The sequence below is a fragment of the Bacilliculturomica massiliensis genome (genome assembly GCF_900605495.1).
Lineage (GTDB): Bacteria > Bacillota > Clostridia > Peptostreptococcales > Anaerovoracaceae > Bacilliculturomica > Bacilliculturomica massiliensis.
The window spans coordinates 732,340-757,090 of record NZ_LR027602.1 but is presented as its reverse complement, the minus strand read 5'-3'; the positions used below and the strand labels follow the sequence as shown (position 1 = coordinate 757,090).

General features: G+C 55.9%; 18 protein-coding genes. 7 read left to right on the top strand and 11 right to left on the bottom strand.

Annotated elements, in window-relative coordinates; genetic code table 11:
* The first annotated feature begins 381 nt into the window (after positions 1 to 381).
* The 4 genes from ilvB (at position 382) to ilvD (ending at position 5,627) form a co-directional block, all read left to right on the top strand.
* Positions 382 to 2,049, top strand: coding sequence for a biosynthetic-type acetolactate synthase large subunit (gene ilvB, locus E0E37_RS09390; protein ID WP_130862768.1), 1,668 nt, complete (start codon positions 382 to 384; stop codon positions 2,047 to 2,049).
* An 18-nt stretch (positions 2,050 to 2,067) separates the two neighbouring features.
* Positions 2,068 to 2,577 carry an acetolactate synthase small subunit gene (gene ilvN, locus E0E37_RS09385; protein WP_130862767.1) on the top strand — a complete coding sequence of 170 codons (510 nt, stop codon included), beginning with the start codon at positions 2,068 to 2,070 and terminating at the stop codon, positions 2,575 to 2,577.
* Between the two features lie 240 nt (positions 2,578 to 2,817).
* Complete coding sequence (gene ilvC / locus E0E37_RS09380) at positions 2,818 to 3,813, top strand: ketol-acid reductoisomerase (RefSeq protein ID WP_130862766.1); 996 nt, start codon at positions 2,818 to 2,820, stop codon at positions 3,811 to 3,813.
* A gap of 149 nt (positions 3,814 to 3,962) precedes the next feature.
* Positions 3,963 to 5,627: a dihydroxy-acid dehydratase gene (ilvD, locus tag E0E37_RS09375; protein WP_130862765.1), complete on the top strand. Its 1,665-nt coding sequence runs from the start codon at positions 3,963 to 3,965 to the stop codon at positions 5,625 to 5,627.
* A gap of 97 nt (positions 5,628 to 5,724) precedes the next feature.
* On the opposite strand, the gene E0E37_RS09370 is transcribed toward ilvD, so the two are convergent.
* Entirely contained in the window at positions 5,725 to 7,131 is a 1,407-nt protein-coding gene (locus tag E0E37_RS09370) for an ATP-binding protein (RefSeq protein ID WP_246019677.1), read from the bottom strand.
* Between the two features lie 86 nt (positions 7,132 to 7,217).
* Between E0E37_RS09370 and ilvA the strand changes: the two genes are divergently transcribed.
* Together ilvA and E0E37_RS09360 are read left to right on the top strand one after the other, a co-directional pair.
* Complete coding sequence (gene ilvA / locus E0E37_RS09365; protein ID WP_130862764.1) at positions 7,218 to 8,426, top strand: threonine ammonia-lyase; 1,209 nt, start codon at positions 7,218 to 7,220, stop codon at positions 8,424 to 8,426.
* A 74-nt stretch (positions 8,427 to 8,500) separates the two neighbouring features.
* The gene (locus E0E37_RS09360) at positions 8,501 to 8,797 is read left to right on the top strand and encodes a hypothetical protein (RefSeq protein ID WP_130862763.1); all 297 of its coding nucleotides are present in this window, start codon (positions 8,501 to 8,503) and stop codon (positions 8,795 to 8,797) included.
* Between the two features lie 64 nt (positions 8,798 to 8,861).
* Here E0E37_RS09360 and E0E37_RS09355 read toward each other — a convergent pair whose 3' ends face one another.
* From E0E37_RS09355 to E0E37_RS09335, 5 genes are all read right to left on the bottom strand, one after another.
* Positions 8,862 to 9,494 carry a CatB-related O-acetyltransferase gene (locus tag E0E37_RS09355; protein ID WP_130862870.1) on the bottom strand — a complete coding sequence of 211 codons (633 nt, stop codon included), beginning with the start codon at positions 9,492 to 9,494 and terminating at the stop codon, positions 8,862 to 8,864.
* Positions 9,495 to 9,633: 139 nt separating this feature from the next.
* On the bottom strand, positions 9,634 to 9,897 hold the full coding sequence (locus E0E37_RS09350; protein ID WP_130862762.1) for a CD3324 family protein: 264 nt from the start codon (positions 9,895 to 9,897) through the stop codon (positions 9,634 to 9,636).
* Between the two features lie 166 nt (positions 9,898 to 10,063).
* Positions 10,064 to 10,897, bottom strand: a complete 834-nt coding sequence (locus tag E0E37_RS09345) for a deoxyribonuclease IV (protein ID WP_130862761.1) — start codon at positions 10,895 to 10,897, stop codon at positions 10,064 to 10,066.
* A gap of 67 nt (positions 10,898 to 10,964) precedes the next feature.
* Complete coding sequence (locus E0E37_RS09340) at positions 10,965 to 11,471, bottom strand: methylated-DNA--[protein]-cysteine S-methyltransferase (RefSeq protein ID WP_130862760.1); 507 nt, start codon at positions 11,469 to 11,471, stop codon at positions 10,965 to 10,967.
* Between the two features lie 160 nt (positions 11,472 to 11,631).
* The gene (locus E0E37_RS09335; RefSeq protein WP_130862759.1) at positions 11,632 to 12,816 is read right to left on the bottom strand and encodes a DUF362 domain-containing protein; all 1,185 of its coding nucleotides are present in this window, start codon (positions 12,814 to 12,816) and stop codon (positions 11,632 to 11,634) included.
* 217 nt (positions 12,817 to 13,033) lie between these two features.
* Here E0E37_RS09335 and E0E37_RS09330 point away from each other — a divergent pair, with 217 nt between their 5' ends.
* Positions 13,034 to 13,891, top strand: a complete 858-nt coding sequence (locus tag E0E37_RS09330; RefSeq protein WP_165445299.1) for a nitroreductase family protein — start codon at positions 13,034 to 13,036, stop codon at positions 13,889 to 13,891.
* A 102-nt stretch (positions 13,892 to 13,993) separates the two neighbouring features.
* Here E0E37_RS09330 and E0E37_RS09325 read toward each other — a convergent pair whose 3' ends face one another.
* From E0E37_RS09325 to E0E37_RS09305, 5 genes are all read right to left on the bottom strand, one after another.
* Positions 13,994 to 14,512, bottom strand: a complete 519-nt coding sequence (locus tag E0E37_RS09325) for a ferritin-like domain-containing protein (protein WP_130862757.1) — start codon at positions 14,510 to 14,512, stop codon at positions 13,994 to 13,996.
* Between the two features lie 96 nt (positions 14,513 to 14,608).
* Positions 14,609 to 15,805, bottom strand: a complete 1,197-nt coding sequence (locus E0E37_RS09320; protein ID WP_130862756.1) for an MFS transporter — start codon at positions 15,803 to 15,805, stop codon at positions 14,609 to 14,611.
* 73 nt (positions 15,806 to 15,878) lie between these two features.
* On the bottom strand, positions 15,879 to 16,244 hold the full coding sequence (locus E0E37_RS09315; RefSeq protein ID WP_130862755.1) for an Hpt domain-containing protein: 366 nt from the start codon (positions 16,242 to 16,244) through the stop codon (positions 15,879 to 15,881).
* 1 nt (position 16,245) lies between these two features.
* The gene (locus E0E37_RS09310; RefSeq protein ID WP_130862754.1) at positions 16,246 to 21,513 is read right to left on the bottom strand and encodes an EAL domain-containing protein; all 5,268 of its coding nucleotides are present in this window, start codon (positions 21,511 to 21,513) and stop codon (positions 16,246 to 16,248) included.
* 11 nt (positions 21,514 to 21,524) lie between these two features.
* Complete coding sequence (locus tag E0E37_RS09305) at positions 21,525 to 24,353, bottom strand: ATP-binding protein (protein ID WP_130862753.1); 2,829 nt, start codon at positions 24,351 to 24,353, stop codon at positions 21,525 to 21,527.
* Positions 24,354 to 24,751 lie beyond the last annotated feature (398 nt).

The following is a 24,751-nucleotide window of genomic DNA, read 5'->3' as shown; positions in this document are numbered from 1 at the left end:
TGTCTGTTTGCTACAAAAGCCGGTGTAAAAATCCGGCTTGTTTTGTTTTTGTGCACAAATTCAAATTTGTTGTGAATGCACAAAAAAAAATCAAAAAAACTATTTGACATAACAACCTTAAAGTTATACAATGAGATTCAAACAAAGGGACGAATATCAGAGGCAAAAACAGAGAATCGTTTAAAATTTAACAGGAGTGTCTCCTATAAAGCAGGAAAAATAACGGTTTTTCTGCCGGAGCGAACGGTGATCCCGGTCGCTTCGTGCTTCTGAATGCCGCGGCCGGATCCATAACCCGGCCGCGGCTGATACTCTCCAGACGCCGGTCATCTCCGGCAGGGAGACCGATCAAACAAGTTGAAACATTAAGGTGGTGTGAAAATGAATTTAACAGGTTCTCAAATCTTGGCCGAAGTGCTGCTGGAGCAGGGTGTGGATACGATCTTCGGCTACCCGGGAGGCGCGGTCCTGAACATCTATGATACGCTCTACGACTACAAGGATCGGATCAGACACGTTCTGACCGCTCATGAGCAGGGAGCTTCCCACGCGGCCGACGGCTATGCCAGAGCCACGGGAAAGACCGGCGTGGTCCTGGCCACCAGCGGTCCGGGCGCGACTAATCTGGTCACCGGCATTGCCACGGCTTACATGGACAGTATTCCCATGGTGGCCATCACCGGCAACGTCAGCACTAATCTTTTAGGAAAAGATTCTTTTCAGGAAATTTACATAACCGGTATTACCATGCCGGTCACAAAGCACAACTTCCTCGTCAGAGACGTAACCGAGCTGGCGGATATTCTGCGCAAAGCCTTCCAGATCGCCAACTCCGGTCGGAAGGGTCCTGTTCTGGTGGACATTCCGAAGGACATCACAGCGGCCAAATGCGAATTTACGTCCCGCGAACCTCTTCCGCTGGACAGAGTGCCCTATGAAAAAAATGAAGCGGCTCTGCAGAAAGCGGCGCAGTTGATCAACAGCGCTCAGCAGCCCGTCATTTACTACGGCGGCGGCGTATCCTCCAGCGAGGCCTCTGAGGAACTCTGCAGGCTCATGCACAAAGCGGGTATTCCCGCCACTCACACGATGATGGCCGCCGGTATCGTCCGGTACGACGATCCGCTGAATATCGGCATGCTGGGCATGCACGGCTCCAAGAGCGCCAACAAATCCGTGGGCAACGCGGATCTGGTCATTGCCGTGGGCGCCCGGTTCAGCGACCGGGTGGCGCTGAATCCCAAGCGTTTCGCCCCGAAATCCAACATTATTCAGATCGACATCGACGCCAGCGAGATCAACAAGAACGTTCTTGTGGACTGCAGCATCGGCGGCGACGTAAAGGCCGTGCTCTCCGATCTGCTTCCTCTGGTGGAAGAAGCCTCCCATGAAGAGTGGATCAAAAAGATCGGGAAGTGGCGGGATACGGACTATAAACCGAAAGACAGCGAAAAGGTCATCAAGCCCCATCAGCTGTTCGATACGCTCTGCAGCATGACGCCGGAAAACACGGTGTTTGTCACCGACGTGGGTCAGCATCAGATGTGGGCGGCGCAGTACCTCCATCACAGCCATCCCCGCTCCTTTATCACCAGCGGCGGACTGGGCACCATGGGCTTCGGCTACGGCGCGTCCATCGGCGCCAGATTCGGTCTGTGCGAGGGCAAGCGCGTGGTGCACATTACAGGGGACGGTTCCTTCCATATGAACCTGAACGAAGCCGCCACGGCGGTCTCCTACAACCTGCCTATCATCACCATCATCATGAACAACAGCGTTCTTGGCATGGTATACCAGTGGCAGACAGCCTTCTACGAAAAGCGCTATTCCTCTACGGTTCCCGGGAGAAAGACGGATTTCGCAAAACTGGCTGAGGCGTTTGGCGCAAAAGGCTTCCGCGCCGCCACTCCGGCGGAGTTCAAAGACGCTCTCGGCAAGGCGCTGAAAGAAAACGGACCAGTTTGGATCGACTGTACCATCGCACGGGAGGAACGGGTACTTCCCATGATCCCCGCCGGCGGCACCATCGAAGACACGATCATGGATTAGAAAGAGAGGTATGTTCCCATGTCAACACCCCGGAAAACGATCATCAGCATTCTGGTGGATAACCACCCCGGCGTATTGACCCGCGTTACCAGCCTTTTAGGGCGGCGGGGGTACAATATCGACTCGCTGACAGTTTCCATCACAAATATACCGGATCTGTCCCGCATCACCGTCGTCATGACCGGCGACGAGTACATGCTGGATCAGATGATCGCTCAGACCAGCAAGCTCATCGAGGTCAAAGACATCTTCACACTGGATGCGGATAAAAGCCTTATGCGCGAGCTCCTTCTCGTGAAAGTTGCCGCCGACGACAGCAACCGCGGCGTCATCACCGAGATCGCCAATGTCTACAAGGCCAAGGTCATCGACCTGTCAGTGGGCAGCATGGTCCTGGAACTCACCGGAGAACAGAACAAGATCGACGGCTTCCTCACCATTCTCGGCGAGTACGAGATCCTGGAAGTCTGCCGCACGGGCGTGACCGCCCTTTCCAGAGGCGCGGTGGATTATCACCTGAATCTGTAGCGGCGGCGTAAAAAAACGGCGCGCTTTCCAGGTTTCCTCTGGACAACAAAACAGCTTTAAATTAAAATTTTATATATCTTATTGAGTGTGATCTGCGCTTCCTGCGCAGACGAATTTCTGCAGACTGCCGGCGGGCGCGACCCGTGCCGAGGCAGAGCGCCGGACGGCGCCGGAAAGACGCAACCCGTTATCCGTCGAAAGGCCCGGGAAATTCGGTAAGGAAAAGGAGAGTAAAAGAAAATGATCAAAAAGTATTATGACTCAGACTGCAACTTGGGATTACTTGACGGAAAAACCATCGCGATCCTCGGCTTCGGAAGCCAGGGCCACGCCCACGCTCAGAACCTGAAGGAAAGCGGCTGCGAAGTAGTGGTCGGACTGAGAAAGGGTTCCGCCCACACCGCCAAAGCTGAGGCTGCAGGCCTGAAAGTCATGGAGATCGAAGAAGCGGCCGAGGCAGGCGACGTAGTGATGATGCTGGTTCCCGACGAGCTGGCTGCCGATATTTACAACACTCAGGTCGCGAAGCACATGAAGGAAGGCGACGTTCTCATGTTTGCTCACGGCTTCAACATCCATTTCAAGCAGATCAATCCGGCGCCCTATCTGGATGTGATCATGGTGGCTCCCAAGGGACCCGGCCACACTGTGAGAAGCCAGTATCTTGAAGGCAAAGGCGTGCCCAGTCTCATCGCTGTGCATCAGGATCATTCCGGGAAGGCCAAGGACTACGCTCTGGCATACGCTTCCGGCATCGGCGCAGGCCGGGCGGGAATTCTGGAGACCTCCTTCAGAGAAGAGACGGAAACCGACCTGTTCGGCGAGCAGTGCGTGCTCTGCGGCGGCGTGACCGAACTGATGAAAGCCGGATTCGACACCCTGGTGGCCGCCGGTTATGAGCCCGAGATGGCTTACTTTGAGTGTATCCATGAGATGAAGCTCATCGTCGACCTGATCAACGAGGGCGGTTTCGCCAAAATGAGATATTCCATCTCCAACACAGCGGAATACGGCGATTACAGAACAGGCACCAGACTGATCACGGAAGAGACCAGAAAAGAGATGAAGCAGGTCCTGAAGGAGATCCAGACAGGCGTCTTTGCCAGCGAATTTATTCAGGAATTCAAATCCGGCGGAAAAGCCAAGTTCCTGGCCACCCGTCAGGTGGAAGCGGAGCATCCGCTGGAGAAAGTCGGCGGCGAACTGCGTCAGATGATGAGCTGGCTGAAGAAATAAGCCGCGATCCCCTGTTTTACAGATTACATAGCGACTGTTCACGGACGGCTTTTCATAAGCCGTCCGTTCTGAAATTATAATAAATTTTTCCCGCGCTGGCCTGCCCTTCAGTTTGAGATCAGGGCCGCGCGCTGAAAACGGAGGTATCTATGACACGAAGAAGTGATAACGTGACCAAAGGCGTGGAACGCGCGCCCAACCGCAGTCTGTTTTACGCCATGGGCTATACCAAGGAGGAACTGGACCGTCCCCTCATCGGAGTGGTGTCGGCGAAAAGCGAGATCGTTCCGGGGCACATTCACCTTGACAAGGTGGCGGAAGCCGTAAAAGCCGGCGTGCGCATGGCTGGAGGCACCCCCATAGAAGTTCCCTCCATCGGCGTCTGCGACGGCATCGCCATGGGACATCTGGGCATGAAATACAGTCTGGCCAGCCGCGAACTGATCGCGGACAGCGTGGAGACCATGACCATGGCTCACGCCTTCGACGGGCTGGTGCTCATCCCCAACTGCGACAAAATCGTGCCCGGCATGGTCATGGGCGCGGTCCGCATGAATATTCCCACCGTGGTATGTTCCGGCGGTCCCATGATGGCGGGTCTGGTCAACGGACAGCACACGACGCTCTCCAAGATGTTCGAAGCAGTAGGGGCCAGAAAAGCCGGCCTTATCGACGACGGGGAACTGGAAGAGTTCGAGAATAACACCTGCCCCGGCTGCGGCTCCTGCGCCGGCATGTACACGGCCAACAGCATGAACTGTCTCTGCGAGGCTCTGGGTATCGCCCTTCCCGGAAACGGCACGATCCCCGCTGTTCACAGCGGCCGCATCCAGCTTGCCAAACGCGCCGGCATGGCGATCATGAATCTGGTCGAAAAGAATATCAGATCCAGGGATATCATCAATGAAAAGTCCATCCGCAACGCTCTGGCCTGCGACATGGCCCTGGGCTGCTCCTCCAACAGCGTGCTCCACCTGCTGGCCATCGCCAACGAGGCGGGCGCGCCTATCGATCTGCAGCTGTTCAACGAGATGAGTTCGAAGGTGCCGAATCTGTGCCACCTGGCGCCGGCCGGCCCCACTCACATGCAGCACCTGTATGAAGCGGGCGGCGTGGCCGCCGTCCAGGCTGAACTGGCCAGGGGCGGGCTTCTGGACAAGAGCCTGATCACCGCCACCGGAAAGACCGTGGGCGAGAATATCCAGGGCGCATGCATAAAGAATACGGATGCCATCCGGCCTCTGGAGGATCCTTACAGCAAAACCGGCGGCCTGGCCATTCTGTGGGGCAACGTGGCGGAAGACGGCTGCGTGGTGAAACGAAGCGCCGTCGCGCCGGAAATGCTGGTCCACTCCGGTCCGGCCCGCGTCTTCAACAGTGAAGACGAAGCCATCGACGCCATCTACAACGGCAAAATAAAAGACGGCGATGTGGTCGTCATCCGCTACGAAGGCCCCAAGGGCGGCCCCGGCATGAGAGAAATGCTGAATCCCACCAGCGCGCTGGCGGGCATGAAACTGGATAAGACCGTGGCTCTGATCACCGACGGACGCTTCAGCGGAGCCAGCCGCGGCGCCTCCATCGGCCATGTGAGTCCGGAAGCCGCCGACGGCGGAGCCATCGGACTGATCGCGGAAGGCGACATCATCGACATCGACATTCCCGCGGCAAAGATCAACGCCAGAGTCACGCCGGAAGAATTTGCAAAACGCCGCCAGGACTACGTACAGCCGGAACCCAACATCACCTCCGGCTGGCTGGCCCGCTATGCGCGCCTTGTCTCCTCCGCGAAGGACGGCGCAGTGCTGAAATAACAGCGGACGATATTTCTTATGCCATAAAAAAAATGCGGCGGGATCTGATTCCCGCCGCCTGATCCAGACCGGATCTTTCAGCAAATATCTGCAGATCTCAGCGGATATCGGCTTTGACCAACTCGATGAACTGCTTCGCCACTCTCGGGCTTCTGCCTCCGCTGCGGATGGCAAAGGCCTCGGCCTTCTGAAACAGCTTTTCTTCGTCCTGTTTTACGCCGTATTCATCCGCCAGATGACGAACGATGTTGAGATACACATCTTTGCCCGGTTTGGAGAACGTGACCACCAGTCCAAAACGGGCCGACAGGCTCATCAGTTCCTGCATGGTATCGTTCAGATGGATCTCGTCCCCTTCTCTGCCGGACATGGTCTCCTTGACCAGATGCCGGCGGTTGCTGGTGGCATAGACAGCCAGATTGCCGCTGCGCCCCGTAACGCTGCCTTCCAGGATCGCTTTCAGCGCCGCAAAGTCGTTGTCATTGCTGGAAAAGCTCAGGTCGTCGATGAACAGTATAAACTTCAGCGGATTCCTGCTGATGGTCTCCAGAAGTTCTGGGATCTGATACAGCTGATTTTTCTTGACCTCGATGAGACGCAGGCCCTGATCTCTGTACTCATTGGCGATGGCCTTGATGGTGGAGCTTTTCCCCGTTCCCGCGTCGCCGTAAAGAAGCACGTTGCTGGCCGGTTCTCCCTTCAGCAGCGCCTGGGTATTCTTGATCACCTGGGCCCGCTCCCGCTCATAATCCGCAAGCTGAGCCAGAGTCTGGGGGTCGGGATATTTGACAGGTACGATCTCTCCGTCGTTTACCACAAAGGTATGGTATTTGGCGAACATGCCGTAGCCCCTGGTGAACAGTCCGGCCAAACGCTCTTCATACAGAGCTCTCAGATCGCAGACCGATGTATTCCATCCGGCGGAAAACAGTTCGTCCACCGCTTTACGCGATCTGGGGTCTCCATTGAAGAAACAGGCGCACACCGCCTCCCTCACGTTCTCCGGACGCAGGCTGCAGAGACGCTGCAGTGCCTGCAGATCGCGGTACAGGCTGTCCTTCATGGGACTGCCGCTCAGATCGGCGGCACAGCTCTTCAGTATATAGGGATTCTCGTCTGCCAGGACCAGCTCTCTTATATGATCGCTGAGATCGTCTGAAACAGCGTAAAGCTCCGACACGAAAGCCGCGTAGGCCTCCGCCGCCGCGGCAAGCGCTGACCGCGCCGGCGCTCCGCCGCCGCAGCCGGCTGTTCCTTCGGAGCTCACTGTTCCGCCGGCTTCCAAAGTTCCGGCCTGATCCCCGCCCCATGTTGCAGCGCAGGCCCGGTCTGCCTGATCCGGATCCCGGTCCGCTCCGCGCCCCGCAGGCTGCAGCCTGTCTGCAAGCTCCAGGAAACGCCTGAGCACCGGGCGTTCCAGCAGCTCGCGGAAGATCGTCATGCAGCGCAGCTGTATCTTCAGATGCTGTATTTTTAAGACTTCATCATTTTGCATATCGAACATTATTGCGTCCCTCCCTTATTCGTATTTTTACAGTATACCACGTTTGAAGCGGTCGTCAAGAAGGGACGGAGACATGGAGGTAAAACATGCTCACACTGGATAAAATCTACCACGCGGCCTTCGTGCTGAAGGAGGTCATCCGCAAAACCGACCTCATCGCCGCCCCGGCCCTGTCCGCAGACACCGGCACCATCTTTCTGAAGACCGAAAATCTTCAGGTGACCGGCAGCTTCAAGGTCCGGGGGGCTTATTACAAGGTCAGCCAGCTCACCGACGAAGAGAAGAGCAGGGGCATCATCGCCTGCAGCGCCGGAAATCACGCCCAGGGCGTGGCGCTGGCCGGAAAAAAGAACAACATCCCCAGCCTCATCTGCATGCCTGACGGAGCCCCCATCAGCAAGGTGGAAGCCACAAAGAGCTACGGAGCGGAAGTGGCTCTGGCTCAGGGGACCTATGACGACGCTCACGATCTTGCCGTTCGTCTGCAGGAAGAGAAGGGTTATACCTTCATCCACCCCTTCGACGATCCGGACGTCATCGCAGGACAGGGTACCATCGGGCTGGAGATCCTCGATCAGCTTCCCGACGTGGACGCCGTGGTGGTCCCCATCGGCGGCGGCGGGCTGATCAGCGGCGTGGCCTTCGCCATCAAGCATCTGCGCCCCAGCTGCAAGGTCTACGGCGTTCAGGCCGCTCAGGCTGCAAGTATGTACGACTCGCTGCGCAAACAGGAGATCGTCACTCTTGACACTGTAGATACCTTTGCCGACGGAATCGCGGTCAAACGCCCCGGCGATCTGACCTATGAACTGATCAACAAATATGTGGACGAAGTGGTCACCGTCTCCGAGGACGAGGTGGCCACCGCCATCCTCACACTGATCGAAAAGCAGAAGCTCATCGCGGAGGGCGCCGGCGCCGTGGCCGTAGCGGCGGCCATGTTCGGCAAGATCCCCACGAAGAACAAAAAAGTCGTATGCCTCCTCAGCGGCGGAAATATCGACGTGAACATCCTCTCAAGGGTCATCACCAGAGGTCTGATCATGACCGGCAGAAACAGCAATCTTACCATCGCTCTCACCGACAAACCGGGACAGCTGGAGGGCGTCAGCCGCATCGTGGCCGGCTGCGGCGGAAACGTGGTCAGCGTTCACCACGACCGGGGCGATCAGAACATGGCCATCAACAGCTGCTTCCTGAAGATCGGCATGGAGACCAGAGATCAGGCCCAGATCGAGCAGATCAAGGCAAAACTTACGGAAGAAGGCTTCCAATTAGTCAGCGAACGTGTGTAAAACTCCCGGAACCGGGTATATACTAGTAAGAAATCATCTGTTTATATACCGATCCCAATTAAAGGAGTGATATCATGACGGACTATGAGAATATTTCTCTGATCGAAAAGCTGGACGACGGCACGATGAATGTCCTCATGAAAGACGGCATCCGCGCCTACATCGAGATCCGCAGACTGGAAGCCGCTTTCAAGGCCAGTATTTATCGTCTCAGGGAAGGAGAAAGCCCCGGAGGCGGCAAACTCATCAAGGAATTGACCCGCAGCAGCGATCTGCAGGAATGCGCCCGCTCAGCCATTGGATGGCTCAACGAGAATCCGGTGGCCGTAAGCGGTCCAAAAGAGATCAAAAAAGACGTCAGAATGAAATAGATCCCGGATCCAACGGCTCCGGGCAAACACCCAGGCCGCGCAGTTTATGCGCGGCCTGTTTAAATTATTCCCTCAGTTCTTCTATGCGCCCGGCCTGGATCGCCCCGATATTTTCTCCGATCCTCTCCGCGGGCCAGTCCCACCATTTCAGTTCAAGCAGAGCCGCGATCACATCCTCATCAAAGCGCTTTCTGATGGGCCTTGCCGGAACTCCCCCCACGATGGTATAGGGGGGCACGTCCCTGGTCACCACGGACCGCGCGCCGATGACCGCCCCGTCTCCTATGGAAACGCCGGCCAAGATCACAGCCTCATAGCCGATCCATACATCGTTTCCCACGACGATATCTCCTTTATTCTCCCATGCGTCGGTCACATCCTCACGCCGCAGATCCCATTCCTCGAAGAACAGCGGAAAGGGATAAGTGGACAGGGACGTCAGATCGTGGTTGGCGCTGTTGAACAGAAACTTCGCGCCGCAGGCGATGGAACAGAACTTTCCTATTATGAGCTTGTCGTGATTGATGGGATAGTGGTACAGCACATTGTTTTTTTCAAAGAGCTCCGGATCGTTCACAAAATCATGGTACATCGTAAAATCCCCCACCGAAACGGCGGGATCGGAGATCACATTTTTTAAGTAGACCGTCGCCCTGTCCCCTGTGCGGGGATATCTCCTGTCTGCCTGAGCAGTCATGGCGTTCACCTCAATTCTCTTTTTCTTTTATCCTATCCCCTTCCTCTTCCCACTTCAATATACGAAACGCTTCGGTATCGTTTTGTACACAAAACAAGGGAGAGCCGCGGCATTTTCCTCCGCGGCTCTCCCCTCCATCCTATTTTCGATATATGATCTTCCGGATCGCGTAAACGGACAGGCCGTGCCTGTCCGCCAGCAGATCGACGGTATATCCGGCGCGGTATTCCTCTGTGATCTGGCGGTTTCTCCGCTCCAGCTCCTTCCGGTAACCGGATAATTCGCCCCATCGTCTCTGCTTCCCCATGCCGGCAGGCACGTAGATATATCCGCCCTGGATATACTCCTGCAGCTCCCGGACCAGTTTCTCGGGGAGAAGCGTCCTCGCGTTTACATATTTCATGCAGGCTCCCTCCTTGATCGTTATGGTCAGGCGGCAAAGCCAGCAGTCTGATCCTGCGACAATGTTACTCCATGCAGCCGTCGCAGATTACTGGCTCTGCATGGAGCCGAACTTCGTTTCTCTTATCCATCCTTTCACTTCCTCCGTGCGCCCCCTCAGGCGGGCTCTATTCCCCGTACGCCTCCCGCAGCATTTTGATCTCCCGGGCGTAGCCGTCCAGTTCGTTGGGCGTTTCCAGATAAAACGGAAGCTCCCTCAGCTGAGGATGATTGATGATCCGCTGAAATGCATCAAAGCCCAGAGATCCGTCTCCGATCTTTTCGTGGCGGTCTTTGTGGCTGGCGAAAGGATTCTTGCTGTCGTTTATATGGACCGCCTTCAGACGGCCGATACCCACGATCTTATCAAATCGTTCCAATACCCCGTCCAGGTCCTCCACGATGTCGTAACCAGCGTCGTAGACGTGGCAGGTATCCAGACATACCCCCAGACGGTCTGAGAGCTCTACTCTGTCAATGATCGCCCGCAGCTCCTCGAAGCGGCTTCCCACCTCGCTGCCCTTGCCCGCCATGGTCTCCAGCAGCACCGTGGTAGTCTGTTCCGGCGCCAGCACGTCGTTGAGCATGGCGGAGATCAGCTCGATCCCTCTTTCCGGTCCCTGCCCCACGTGACTTCCGGGATGAAAATTGTACAGGTTTCCCGGCGTGTATTCCATGCGCGCCAGATCGTCCGCGATGGTCATCCAGGCAAACTCCCGCGTCTTCTCATCCTTCGAGCAGGCGTTCAGCGTATACGGCGCGTGGGCCAGGATCTTTCCGAATCCCTGTTCGGCCATGAGCCGATTGAGCGCCTCTGCATCGGCCGGATCGATATCCTTTGCCTTGCTTCCCCGCGGATTTCTCGTAAAAAATTGAAATGTATTTGCTCCGATCTCCAGAGCGGTCTTTCCCATAGCCTCGAATCCCTTTGACGAGGACAGGTGGCATCCAATAGTAAGCATTCGCACTTCTCCCGACTTTTCTGTCGCCTTTCTTTCTGTCTCTTTGCTGCCGGCCGAAACCTCTGAGTCATTTCTCTAGCTCAAGCAGCTTTTCTTTAACGGACAGGCCGCCGCCGTACCCCACCAGCTTTCCATTCGCCCCCACCACGCGATGGCAGGGAATAAAAACGGAGATGGGATTGCGGTTGTTTGCCATTCCCACCGCCCGGCAGGCCTTCGCATTGCCGCAGCGTTCCGCAATATCTTTATATGTCCTGGTCTCGCCGTAGGGGATCTCCAGCAGAGCCTTCCACACCTTTTTCTGAAACTCCGTTCCACGGGGCGCCAGAGGGATGTCGAAGTCCTTCCTCGTACCGGCCAGATACTCCTGCAGCTCGGTCCACGCTTTTTTGATCAGATCGGTCTCCCGCTCTTCCGTCATATCCTCGATCATCATTTCCGCTGTCCGCCGGTCTGCCGTTTCCCTGCGGAATTCATCCGTGGGAGCCAGAAAATGCATGTGCGTGATGGCGCCGTTTTCCTCCATCAGACAGATCTTTCCGATCTCCGAATCATAGCTGAAGTGGTATCTCACACGCATCCCTCCTTTACCGGCCTGGCCGCCCGGACTGCGGCAGGCGGGGCCGTCTGTATCTGCTGCGGCCACGTTGTTATATTACCCGGAATCGCCTTCGATTAAAAGGCTGTCCACGGTTTTTCCAGCTCTGTCTCTCAGCCGGGCGCCGGCGATCTCACTATTTGATCTCGATCAGCTCGTATTCTTTCTTTCCCAGACCTAATTTGACCGCATGGTCCACGCAGACCCGCCAGTCGGTCTCCGGCGACGACGCCGTAAAATAATCTTTCTCCGTCCCCTCTTCACGACCGCAGCAGCAGCTGTGACCGTGCTCTGCAGCTTCCGATCCGCCGGAGAACGCGCCCTTCGAGCCAAGGGCTTCCGCCAGGCGGCTGCCCGGCATGACCGGCTGGCGGTTCACCGCGTCCGCGCAGGCCATATCCAGCGCCACCGGATCAAAGGATGCGAACATGCCTACGTTGGGAACCAGGGGCACGTCGTTTTCCGAGTGGCAGTCGCAGAAAGGCGATACATCCACCACCAGACTGACGTGGAAGTTCGGACGGCCGTGGAGCACCGCCCAGGAGTATTCTGCGATCTTCTTGTTCAGAATATCCACTGACTCGTCGCTGGGAGAGCAGACCGCGTCCATGGGACATACGCCGATACAGCGGCCGCAGCCCACACACTTGTCCAGATCAATAGAAGCCTTTCCCTCTGAGATCACCGGCGCATCGTGGGCGCAGATCGCGGCGCAGTTGCCGCAGCCCACGCATTTCTTCTGTTTGACGAAGGGCTTGCCCGCGCTGTGCATTTCCATCTTTCCCGCTCTGGAACCGCAGCCCATGCCGAGATTTTTCAGCGCCCCGCCAAAACCGGTCTGCTCGTGGCCTTTAAAATGATTCAGGGTAACGATAATATCCGCGTCCATGACGGCCCGCCCGATCTTCGCTTCCCTGACATGTTCTCCGTTCTCCACAGGCACCAGCACCTCGTCCGTGCCCTTCAGTCCATCTGCGATGATCACGTGACAGCCGGTTGAAAAAGGCGAAAATCCATTCTTATAGGCGGCGTCCAGATGATCCAGCGCGTTTTTCCTCCCTCCCACGTACAGGGTATTGCAATCCGTGAGAAAGGGGCGTCCCCCCATCTCTTTGATCAGTTCCACCAGCACAGCCGCGTAGTTCGGGCGCAGATACGCCAGATTTCCCGGCTCGCCGAAATGGATCTTCAGCGCCGTGTACTTACCGCTGAAATCAATATCGCCGATCCCGGCCTTCCGCACCAGCCGCTCCAGCTTCTGCAGCAGATTATTGTTGAAATCGGTGCGCATATCAGTAAAAAACACTTTCGATTTTTCCATTTTTCGACCCTCTCCCGATTCATTCGGGACATCCTTTCTTCTTGAATTTACATCCATTTTACACTTCCCCCGACAAGCCGTCAACTAATCTCTTCCCCCGCTGCGCCCTCCGGGACTCCGGGTATTTCTTGCGCAAAGGGATTGATTTTGTCAGACGATTGTTGTTACTATGATAGAAAGACGCTTTTTATCTTACTTACAGAGAGGAGATCATCTTATGAACCATACACATCGGACGCTGTCTGTCGATTCAAACGCCTGCATCGGCTGCGGGATCTGCACGTCTGTCTGTCCTTTTGGCGTGCTGATCATGGAGGAAGGCCGGCCCCGTCTCGACCCCGACAAGCACTGCCTGAAATGCCTTCACTGCGCCGCTGCCTGCCCCCGGGAGGCGATCCTGTTCGGAGGGGAAAGAGCCTCTGTGGCCGCGGCGGAACTTGCCGAAACAGCCGGGTCCTCCGAAGCCGCCGGACGGACGGGTCGGGCGGGGCTGACCGGACTGTCTCCCGAATTTGTCTCCCAGCTGGCCGTCCACCTGTCCGGAAGACGTTCCTACCGGCATTTTACCGGGGATCCGGTGGACCGCAGGCTGCTGGAGGAGGCGGCGGCTCTGGCGGACTTCGCCCCCAGCGCCAAGAATCAGCACCCCGCCGGCTGGATCATCGTCAACAGCCGCGAAAAGGCGCGTGAGATCATGGAACTTGTGCTCAGCTACGTGAGAGAGACCGGCGTTTCCCCGGAGATCCTCTCCGAATACGAAAGCGGAAACAACGTGGTGATGGGCACGGCTTCCACTCTGATCCTGGGCTACTGCAGAGACACCGCGGTCAACCCGCCGGTGGATACGGCCCTGGCGCTGAGTGTGATGGAGCTCTATCTTCAGGCCAGAGGCGTAGGGACCTGCTGGGCCGGATATCTGACCAGACTGGCAAACGCTTCTCCCGACCTGCGCCGGCTTCTGAACCTGCCGGAAGGCAGCCTGTTTTACGGCGCTCTCATGGCCGGTTATCCCAGTGAGGAGTCCTACCTGCGCGTACCGGTTCGGACGAAGCCCGCTCCCGTCACCTGGCTGTAGACACCACTCCGCAAAAACTGAGAATGACTGCGGGACCTTTTGGGGGTCTTCGCAGTCATTTTTAACGGCGGCATTTCATTTTTGTGCGTCATGGGGTCGTTCTCATTCGCTGAGGTCCTGATAAAGCTGATGAAAAATACGGATATGGCATTCTTCGTCCAGGATGACCCGATTCAGAATATCCACTATGTTCGGGTCTTTGATCCAGGCGGCCTGCTGCCGGTATTTTTCAATGGCCTCGTTTTCGCCCCGGATGGCGTTGTCCAGCAGCCGCACGATCTGACCGGGATATTTGTTGCACCCGGGACTCCAATAGGACATGGTTTTCCGGCCGTAGCTCCATAGCCTGGGATCGGCCCCCAGCAGCCATGCCAGCTGGCCGAACAGATCCAGGTGATACATTTCCACCATGCCGATCTTCTGGAAACAATCCGCTGCCTCCTTAAAGGTCTTTCGGGTGATGATACTGTTATAAAAATACAGACTGACCGCAGACATCTCCGAATTGCAGCTTCCAATATTGGAAAGCATCGCTTTGGCGTAGCGGGCGTCCGGCCCCCACACCTGTACCGGCGGATAAGGGGCCGGATCGGAAAACTGCAGAATAGGGCTCTGTTCCATACTGTCTACCTCCCATTTTCAGGAATCTGAGAAACGCAACTCTCTGCTGAATAAGCATATGAGCCCCAGGCGGAAAAAAGACGTGCTTTTTCCTTCTCAGTCCCTGCTGAAATAAGAGGTCCCGCAGGCCAGCGCACAGACAGCCGCCACCAGCGTTCCCGCCGTGATCAAAATGTTCTGTACCTCAAACACATCCGCCAGCGGCCCAAAAAGCATCATCCCCAGGGGCAGCGAACAGGATGAGGCGATCTGCATAAAGCTGAACACTCTGCCGTGCATCTCCGGCGCAGCCTTTTCCTGTATGATCACCGTCACTGAACCGTTGTAACACGGGGATGTGATCCCGATCAATCCGTTGCACAGTAAATAAAGCGAAAAGACGGGCATGGTTCCCAGCCCGATCATAAGCAGTCCATACAGGCCCCCCGCCAGGTTCACCGTGCGGATCTTCTCCCTGAAACCGCCCCAGACCGCGATCAGAATGCCTCCCAGGATCATTCCCAGACTGTATGTCATCTCACTGGCTGTCAGCCGCCATACCTCTGTTCCAAAGCTGCGGCTCACCATCAGCGGAGTCAGAAACGCGGAGGGGCTGATCAGAAATAAGACCACCAGCTGAAAGACCAGCAGTCTCCGGATCAGTCCGTTTTCCTTCAGATAGGCCAGCCCGTCTCTGAGCTCGCCGATATAAGAAGTCACGTTTACACCGGCCCTCACGTGCGGCCTGATGGGGATAGCCGCGGTAATACCCACGCCGACGGCCGCAGTTATCACATCGATCAGCAGCGCGGCCTCCAGCGGCGCGACAGACAATACGGCTCCGCTGACAGCGGGCGACAGAAACATCATCAACGACGAAAGCGCGCTCTGGATCCCATTGATCTTCATCAGCTGTTCCTGCGGAACCATCTGAGGTATGACGGCGTTGACCGCCGGAGTCTGGATCCCCGTGCCGGCGGAACGAACGGCCAATACACAAAATAACAGCCAGATGCTCTTGTGTCCAGTCATGAATGAGACTGCAAGAAGCAGGGTGACAGCCGCGATCACAGTGTCCGAGATCATGATCAGTTTCTTCCTGTCGTAACGGTCGATCCAGACCCCTGCAAAGAGCGAGATCAATATCTGCGGCAAAAATCCGCACGCTGTGGACAGCGTCAGCATTTTGCCCGAGGAAGTGGTAAGCGTAATGTACCAGACGATGGCATACTGAACGATGGACGACCCGAACAGGGAGATGGTCTGCGCCGTCAGAAAGCGGATCACGGAATTTTTCCAGTTTTGTTCTTTCACAGACAACTACCTCCTATCAAAAATAAGAGCGCCGCGCCTTCCGGCGCGCGCTCTCCGATGATCTGTACAGACCCTATCTTGTTTTATTCAGCTCTTCCACCATATCCAGCATGTTCGTCATGGCAGTACGGACCTGCTGAACGAGCATGGGATAATCGTCTCTGCTCTCTCTTCGCCGCAGCGGCTCCACGATCTCTGATACGGCCTCGTACAGAGGCTTCAGCCCCAGATTGCCGGAGACGCCTTTCAGCGTGTGGGCCGCCTCGAAGGCCCGGTCCAGATCTCCTGCGGAAACAGCTTCGCCAAGCCTGCTCATATTGTCATCGGCGGGCAGCTTGTTCAGGAATTTGAGATACATTTCTATGTTTCCCATGAAGCGCCTCATGGTATCCTCGTAGTCTATACCGTAGGTCTCCATTATTACTTTCCTGTCAGACATCTTAAGACTCCTTTCCAAAAATAAAATCATAGAGTGTCTGGTAAAGCCTGTCCGGATCGATGGGCTTGGCCAGATGGGCGTCCATCCCCGCGGCCTTGCTCTTTTCGATGTCGTCGTCAAAGGCATTTGCCGTCATGGCGATGATAGGGATGCTTCCGGCGTCGATATTGCTCAGGTGCCGGATGTTGGCGGCCGCAGTCAGGCCGTCCATCAGCGGCATTCGAATATCCAGCAGGATCGCATCGTAATACCCTTCCTCTGTCTTGCTGTAGAGCTCCAGCGCCCGCAGGCCGTTCTCCGCCGTATCCACCTGGAATCCCTTGCATTCCAGCAGCATCACGGCCACTTCGGTATTCAGAGCGTTGTCCTCCGCCAGCAGGATCCGCTTCCCCGAAAAGTCGTAATCCTCCGCGCACGGCCGCTGAGCCTGTTCTTCCTTCTCACCCAGCGCTTTTGTAAACGCCGAGACCAGCGAAGACTTAAACATGGGCTTGCTCATCAGCAGATTGACCCCGGCCAGCTTGGCCTCATGCTCGATGGAGATCCAGTCGTAGGCCGTCATTATGATGATCGTGACCTCCGGCCCCACGATGGCCCGGATGCGCCGCGCGGTCTCCAGGCCGTCCATCTCCGGCATTTTCCAGTCGATCAGGATCATGTCGAAATATCGGTCTGCGCTCCACAGCTCTTTTACCCGGTCCACCGCCTTCCGGCCGCTGTCCGTCCATTCTGCGGTTATCCCCATCTCTCTCAGCGTGACGATGGCGCTCTCGCAGACGGCTACGTCGTCGTCTACTACCAGTGTTTTCAGATGGGAGAAATTATAAACCTGCTTTTTCTGGTGGTGCCGCAGTTTTTCCTCTTCCGTGATGCCCAGCTTGACGTCCACCGTAAACTCCGTGCCGATCCCTTTGATCGAGCGGACGGTGATCTTTCCGTCCATCATATCCACGATGTTTTTAGAGATGGCCAGGCCCAGTCCGGTACCGCCGTACAGCGCCGTGGTCCCCGTGGATTCCTGCGAAAACGGTTCAAAGATATGGGGCAGAAAATCTTCGCTCATTCCTACGCCGGTGTCGTTGACGATAAAGCGCAGCAGCGCGTCATTTTTTGTCCGCCTGCGCTGCTGGACGGAAAACGTCACCTTACCGCCCTCCGACGTAAACTTGATGGCATTGGAAAGAATATTGATCAGGACCTGCTGAAGCTTCATGGCGTCGCCGATATAGTAATCGTCCAGTACGGGGTCCACGATGCACTCGTACTCCACCCCTTTGGCCGCCCCCTGGGCGTAGCAGATGGAAGTGATGCCGTTCAGGAATTCCTCCACCGGGATCTTTTCATTTTTGAGAAGCATTTTTCCGCTCTCGATACGGCTCATGTCCAGAATGTCGTTGATCAGAGACAGCAGGAACCGGGAGGAAATACCGATCTTGGAGATGCAGTCCGCCACCTGCTCGTCGTCCCCTACGGACTGGGCCGCGATGGTGCTCATTCCGATGATGGCGTTCATCGGCGTGCGGATCTCGTGGCTCATGCGGGAGAGGAAATCGGATTTCGCCGCGTTGGCCTGCTCTGCCGCCACCAGAGCGGCGGCCAGCTCCTCCTTCTGCTTCTGTTCCTGCCGCACCACATCCGTCACGTCGGCCTGAGTCATGCACACCCGTTCCAGCTCCTCGCTGATGTAAAACACCTGGAAGCGCTTGACCCGCGGCCCGCGGTTTTCATCCGCAAACTCCGCGATGAAAGTATACGAATCCTGTTTCGCCAGCTGCGCCTTCATGTATTCAGGGACCAGCTTGGCCAGGAATTCTTCCTTCGCCGCCTCTCCGATGCATTTTTCCACCACCTTGAGGATCTCGCTGCTGAAATCCCCCTGAAAGGGCACGGTGGGCTCCCAGTCGTCGGAGTGACCTGCAATCTGATACTCTCCCGTGGCCAGATTGATCTCCGTAATGATATCGTAATCCACTCTGGTGATCTTTCCAAGCAGCTGTTCCTGCAGTACCTGTTCCGTGATATCCAGAGTGTAGAAAAACATGATCACGTCGCCTGTTTCTGGATTTACGCAGGTGCGGAAATTGGTGCCGCTCCAGAAAGCGCTGCCGCTGTTTCGGCGGCGCAGAAATTTAAAGTGATAGTCCACCTTGCCGGCGGCGTAGTCTGCAAGAACCTTACTGCGGTCCAGCCGGCTTCTGATCACCTCTCCATACGCCGGGTCTACGGCTGAAGACGCCAGATTGTCCACTGTCTCGTCATATGTATCGCCCACCCGGGCCACCGCCGCCTCCGCAGTGGACAGATAATTCTCCATCTGATTTTTCGTCACATTGATACGCCCCTGGAACGTGCCGTCCTTGGATGAGACCTCGGCAAAATAGGCCATCTCCTGCTCGTACAGCTCGTTGATCCGCTCCTGAAGCCGCTTTTCCTCTGTGATGTCCAACAATACACAGTAAAAATGCCGTTCCCCATTCTGTTCCTCGATCAGCTGGGCTTTGATGCCCACCCATCTGACGCTGCCGTCTTTGCACAGCAGTCGGTTCTGATTCTGGATCGTGTTCCCCTGCAGGAGCTGTCGGTTCAGCACATCCTCCATAGCCGCCATGTCGTCTGGATGCAGCACGGCGGACATCTTATTGCCCATGGCCGCAAACTCTTCGCGGGAATACCCGATAAAATCAAACAGGCTGTCGTTGGCGTCGATGACGGACAGGTCCCTGTCAAAACGGCAGCGGAATACTCCGCCGGGAATATTGTTGTAAAGACGCAGGACTTCCTCCTGCGCCGCCTTCTGCGCAGTGATATCGATGCAGACGGAAGATATGGCCGCGCGGCCGTCCTCCGCCGTCATCTGCCGTCCCAGATCGTGGACCCAGATGTAGGACCCGTCCTTCTTTTTCATGCGGTAATCCACCGCATATTCTCTATTTCTCCTAAGCTGCTCTTCCACCGTCCGGTCCACGTTCTCTCTGTCGTCCGGATGCATGCAGTTGGAGATCATACCGCCGATGTCGGCAACAAATTCGTCCTCGCTCTCATAGCCCAGGTAATCCAGCATCTGACGGTTGATGAAGTAAAAAGGAAAGCCCTCCTGAATATAGCCGCCCATCATGCCTCCGGGGACGGAATCGTTCAGCAGCTCCTGCCTCTCTCTGGCGATGTGCTCCATCAACAGCGTCTTTGGATAGTGTTCGTCCCCGGTCTGATTACGGCTGGGCTCAGATATGTGGATGCTGCAGATCTTCCACTGGCCCGACTCCTCCACCAGAACATAAAAACCGCGGAGATGCCAGGTGTACTGGGTATTCCGAAGGGTGATGGCGGCAGCCAGAGCGCAGACGCGTTCCGACGGCTGCTGCTGGAAGGTCACGGCAATATCGCAGTCAAAAGGCTCCTCGATCTCGGCAATATCCTGCCGGATATATTCAGTCATGGCCGCCTTGCCCCGCGCGGACTCGCCGGCGCCCGTACCGATAAAGCTCACGTCGTCCTCCAGGAAAGCGGCCGCTTCCTCCAGGTTTTGCTCTTCAAACCACATTCTTGTAAACGCAAGCATGGTCTCCGCCGCAGTCAGCCGCTTATTCACGCTGGATTCTTCTACGGAGACTGATCCCTGCTCTTTCAGCAGGCTGGCAAATTCCTCGCAGGGCATAGGCTTTGCAAAGTAATAGCCCTGAACATAATCGCAGCCGATAGCCCTGAGGCGTTCCAGCTGCTCCCGGGTCTCCACCCCCTCGGCCACCACGCTCAGGTTCATCCAGCGGGCCAGACCCATGATAAAACCCAAAATTCCCTGATCTGACGGCTTGGCAGTCTCGCTCTGGATAAACTTCATATCCAGTTTCAAGATGTCCAGGGGAAGCTGATTGAGCATATTCAGCGAGGAGTATCCGCTTCCAAAGTCATCCATTTCCACAATAAAGCCCATTTCGCGCAGACGGCGAACGGTCTGAATGATCTGATCCGGGTCTTCCGTATAAGCGCTCTCCGTGATCTCCAGATGAAGACGGTCCGGAGAAATATCATACCTGCGGATGATATCCAGCAGTACCTCAGCCAGATCTACCTGATAAATGTCCGCACGGGAGACGTTGACGGAAACGGGAACAGGCGGGTATCCCTTCCTGTCCCAGTCGTGCAGCACCGCGCAGGTCTTTTCCCAGACGTACTGATCCAATTTGGTAATAAATCCGTTCTTTTCAAAGAGGGGGATGAATACGGCGGGAGGCTGAAGCCCCCACTTCGGATGCACCCAGCGCACCAGCGCTTCGGCGCCGGCCAGCCGGTCCGTGCGCAGATTGTACTTCGGCTGAAGATAGATCACGAACTGCTCCTCTGTCAGCGCCTGCTCCATCACATCTGTGATGGCCTGTTCGTGAAGCATCTGACTGCGCAGATCGTCATCGTATGTAGAAAAATGTTTGCCGTACTGTCCCTTGATCTTGCGGGCAGCCAGAAGCGCGCGGTCGCACATCTGCTCCGCGCTCAGAGTCCGGTCCTCGATGGGATAGACGCCCCATTTGACCACGATATTTTTAGCGCCGGCAAACTGGTCGATCTGAGAATCAGCCTGAATAAAGAACTGGTCCTGATAGTCGCGGCGCTCCATCAGACAGGCGAACTGATCTGCGTGAAGGCGGCCGCAGACGCCTTCTTCTCCCACCAGCCCCTTGTACATATTCGCCACGCCCCGGAGCAGACTGTCCCCCGCAGGAACTCCAAATACATCGTTGATGAGTTTAAAATTCTCAATATCCGAACATACGATATCGTATTCCTTTTCCGGATGCTGTCCCAGGACCTCTTTCACCTGCTGATAGAAAAATTCCTTGCTGAAAAGACCCGTCAGCCTGTCAAACTGAAACTGATTGATCATGGCGGCCGTTTCCCGCAGGCGGATGATGCCGGCCACCCGATGCAGGATTACCTGGGGCTTGTAGGGCTTGGCGACGAAATCGGTGGCGCCGTGAGACAGCGCCGCCACCTCGTCCGCTTCCGCATCGCTCTGAGTGGTGACGATAACAGGGATGGAGGCATACGAAGGGTCCTCTTTTATCCGGGAGAGGAACGTGTATCCGTCCATAACAGGCATGATAATGTCCAGCAGGATCAGCGATATCTCCTCTTTATGCTTCTGAAGAACATCCAGCGCCTCCTGACCGTTTCCCGCCTCCAGCACCAGATATTCCGAATACAGGATCTCGCACAGCATTGCGCGGTTGATCTCATTATCCTCGACGACCAATATTGTTTTCTTTGATGCCATTCTATTTCCTCTTAATTCATAAACTGGCTGTCCGGCCGCTGTTCTTCATCGCCCAGCGCTTTGCGGATCTTCTCGTAGAACTGCGTCACTTCAATTGGTTTCGGTATAAAACCCGTCATTCCCGCCGCCATCGCCGCCGCCTCATCTTCCTTGAAGGTATTGGCCGTCATAGCCAAAATGGGAATCGTCAGGGCGTCCTCCCGGACCAGCGCCCGGATGGACCGGGCCGCCTCCAGGCCTGTCATTTCCGGCATCATGATATCCATCAGGATGAGCTGAAATGTTCCCGGCCTGCTGCGTTCAAAGGTCTCCAGAGCGGCTCTGCCGTTTTCCGCCCGGGTGACCTGGGCGCCCTGCAGTTCCAGGAACTCGCTGGCGATCTCCGCGTTCAGATCGTTATCCTCCGCCAGCAGAATATGGGCGCCGCTGAAATCCGCCGTATCCTGCCGGGGCTCTTCCCCACCCTGGGGTTCATCGCCGAGAGTCCCCTTCGGCAGAGTGATCGTGAAATAAAACTCGCTCCCCCTCCCCGGCTCGCTCCTGAGCTTCAGCTCCCCGCCCATCAGCTGAACGATGCTGCTGCTGATGGAGAGACCCAGTCCCGTGCCCTGACTCTTTGCGATATTGGATCCCACCTGCTCAAAACTGAGGAAAATGCGCTCCTGATCTTCCTTGGCGATGCCCACGCCGTTATCGGCGATCCGTATGGTATAGGTAGCGTCGCGCTCCGTTGCAGCGTCCTCGTGAATACTGGGGCACACCGCTCCGCCCGGGGGCGTGAACTTAAATGCGTTGGAAAGGAGATTGAGCATCACCTGACGCAGTCTGACGGAATCTCCGATCACCACATCGGTGCGGTACTCTTTCTTCGGCCTGAAGCTCACGCCGCGGTTTTCCGCCTCGACAGTCATCATGCTGTCTACCTCGCTGATCAGCGCAGTCAGTGAGAAGGGTTCCCGGGCCAGCTCCATCTTTCCGCTCTCGATGCGGCTCATATCCAGAATATCGTTGATCAGACTCATCATATATCGGGACGAAGCCTTGATCCTGGCCAGATTGTCCTTCGACCTCTCCGTCAGTCCCTCCTGCATCTCCGTCAGATCCGTGAGTCCTAAAATAGCGTTCATGGGCGTGCGGATCTCATGACTCATGCGGGAAAGAAATTCGCTTTTCGCTCTGCTGTTGGCCTCCGCCTTTTCCAGCTCTCCCTGCATAACAGTCGCGCGCAGGCGGGAGCGCGTCACCAGGACCATGCAGCTCAGGATCACCAGCAAAAACAGCGTCACCACAAGAAACGCCGCCGCAGGATTTGCGGATATGACAGCGGACAGGCTCATGGGAGAAGCGCCGATGGAGACCACATTTCGGCTGGCGTAATTGCTTTTCTGCTCATCTGAAAGATTGTTGATGGCTTTGTTCAGAATGGTGAGCAGTCTGGCCTCCGCCGGCGCTTTCAAAGCGAAGCCCATATCCGTACTGTCATTGATCAGATTTACCTGAACGATATTCGAATAATTTTGATGTTGGATAATGTTTTCCAGATGAGCGGAGACACCGTAAAAGAAATCCACCCTGCCCCGGTCCACATCGCCCAGCGCGTCTATGGTGCTGGCATAGACCTTCACTTCGTCAGCGACGATGTATTCGGGCAGCGTTCGTCCCTCCAGAATAGAACCTGTCAGCCCCTCCGCCGGATAACCTGATTTCTTGTTTCGTACCAGAATGCAGTCCAGCGATAGATAAGGCGCGGTCAAAACGATACCGTTTTCAGCGGCGGATTCCTTCGTGCCGATATAGAAGCCCAGCAGCTCCGCTTCGCCCGACTTCATCTTCTCCAGGGCCTCCGCGTAGCTGCTGCAGTAAACATAGGTGAATGTAAGCCCGGTAAACGACTCGATCTCCTTTACTACGTCCATGACCACGCCGTCGTGTCCGTCCCCGTTATTCGCACACACCATGGGGTGCCAGTCCGCAGGAACAGCCACTGTCACCGTTTTTTTCTCACTGATATACTCCCGATCGCGTTCTGTGAGGGCCACGGACCCCTTCTCCGCATCTGAGAAATATTTGGCGTAGAGCTTTTCCGCAAAGCGGGGATCGCTCTCGTAAATGTCTTCCAGCGCCGTGTTCAGCTGGTCCAGAAGCTCCTGATTCCCCGGGACAGTGACGATATATTGCGCCTGGGATTCAAATGCGGCGGCGATGTAGATGCCCTCCGCCGTCTGCGCGCTGTTTCCCAGCAGCAGGTCCACCTCGCCGCTCAGCAAAAAACGGGTCAGATCTCCTGTCACCTTCAGATCGTCATAGGTATAGTATTTCAGCGTACAATCCAGATCGTATACTTTCATGTACTCCTGCAGACGTCGGATATTTTCCCTGTTTGCCTCGTAAGCGCCGATGGTCTTTCCATTCAAACTGTCCAGATCGTAGCTTTTGATCGTGGTATCCTCTGTCCTTGCCAGCAAAGTCAGCCGGGTATATCCGCAGTTGTATGCCGGGTAGCCGAAATACTTCTCAAAACCGGCAGCGTAATAAGTCCCGCCCATCAGGTCGAAATCGCCTGCCAAAAACTGCTGGATCATCGTTTCGCTGTCCGTCTCCACATAATCGTATGTCCAGCCGGTATACTTGGCGATCTCATCGAGAAAGTCCACCACCAGACCGCTTCTCTTCCCGTTCTCATCGGTCATAGTATAGCCTTCGGCTTCGGGAAAGGCCACGCGCAGCGCCCTCGAACTTTCCGCCGTCACAGTCCGGGGAGTCCACAAAGTCACGATTAAAACTGCCGCGGTCAGCGCTGCGATCCAGCATCGGGAGCGGCCGCGCAGAAGGAAATTCATATCTATACCTCCAATATGGATCGGATCGCCGGCGGCCGTTTCAATTCTCCCCCAGCGCCGGTGAGCCTATCTCATATCACTTCAGTTGTGCTATATTGTGTCCACAATTATTTCAACTTATTGTATCATGTAGACTTTTCATTATCAAGAAAAGCACTGTAAGATTTTACGTTATTTGTCGAAAGACGCGGTATGAACGGCAGCTTTTTTGTGTATTTTCTGAGCGGATTCGTAAAGAACCGGCTGCAGACGGGCAGACAAAAAGAGAGAGGGCCGGCATATTCCGGCTCCTCTCCGTCGTGTTTTACTTTTGGTTTATTGGCATTCTTTTCTTCCCTTACCGAAAGTCCGCACGGACTCTCCCGTTACGGTACAATATCAGTAATGTAAAAAGGAGG